This is a genomic window from Holdemanella porci, from assembly GCF_009696075.1.
Taxonomy (GTDB): domain Bacteria; phylum Bacillota_I; class Bacilli_A; order Erysipelotrichales; family Erysipelotrichaceae; genus Holdemanella; species Holdemanella porci.
The window spans coordinates 1-1,063 of the sequence record NZ_VUMR01000132.1 but is presented as its reverse complement, the minus strand read 5'-3'; the positions used below and the strand labels follow the sequence as shown (position 1 = coordinate 1,063).

General features: G+C 31.0%; 1 protein-coding gene. It reads right to left on the bottom strand.

Features of this window, described 5'->3' with window-relative positions; translation table 11 throughout:
* Nucleotides 1–127 precede the first annotated feature (127 nt).
* Nucleotides 128–694 carry a cytidylate kinase-like family protein gene (locus FYJ55_RS10740; RefSeq protein WP_154556812.1) on the bottom strand — a complete coding sequence of 189 codons (567 nt, stop codon included), beginning with the start codon at nt 692–694 and terminating at the stop codon, nt 128–130.
* Nucleotides 695–1,063: the final 369 nt, after the last annotated feature.

Below are 1,063 nucleotides of genomic sequence, written 5' to 3'. Positions count from 1 at the left end.
AAAGAAACGCTAATCTGTCGATGTTTTTAATATTGCCTTCTCAACCCATAAAAAAAATCGGAAATTCTTTAATAGAGTTTCCGATTTTGTTTATTTAAGCCATTTTATTTTTCATGCGTAACTACTATTACATGGCTTTTTCAATTAATTCTACACATTTATCAATGCCCAAAACACCACTATCTAAACACAATTGATAATTTTTGGCATCAGCCCATTTACGATCTGTGTAATATTTATAGTAAGCGATACGACGTTTATCCTTATCTTTGATACGTTTGTCTGGCGCAAATTCATTTTGTCCATAAACCGAAACAACACGATTCTTGCGATATTCAAAGTCTGCATGAATAAATACATTTAATACGTCTTTACGATCACGAAGAATATAGTCTGAACATCTTCCTACAATAACACAGTTGCCTTTATCAGCTAACTCACAAATTACATTTCTTTGCGCAACATAGAGTTCGTCCGATAAGTTATATCCATAATTATTCCAAATAAAGCCAAATGTACTTGTGCTTGATGCATCTTCCCCATTTTCTTCAATATACTCTTTCGCAAAACCACTTTCTTGAGCAATTTGTTGCACAATTTCATAATCATAATAAGCATAGCCTAATTTATCAGCTAATTTTTTGGCAATGGTTCTTCCGCCACTTCCAAATTCACGTGTAATTGTAATTATCATAAGATACCTCCTAATATACAAAAATCGAGCCTTCTACAACTGGAATTATATCCTGTAAGAAGACTCGTTGTTGTAGACATTTTACCAAAATTATAAATTTTTTGTAAGAATTATTATTTGTCTTTTCCTTAAAGTCATGGTACAGCTTATCATATATACCATCACCTCACTTTTATACACTGCACTATCTACTTCTATTTTAATTCAGAATAAGTGAAAAGTAACGTGAAACATGAAAAAAGAAGGCTTAACAGATACATTGGTGATTTGTTAATATAACTGACATTAATGATGTCTATTTAAGATTTATTGTATAGGTGTAAACGAAAGAGAGACTACACTTATGACAAGAACTTCAAAATATTTAAA

Bases quoted from the DNA above. Each gene is read 5' to 3' on its own strand.
- FYJ55_RS10740 (WP_154556812.1), bottom strand. From the start codon at position 694: ATGATAATTACAATTACACGTGAATTTGGAAGTGGCGGAAGAACCATT.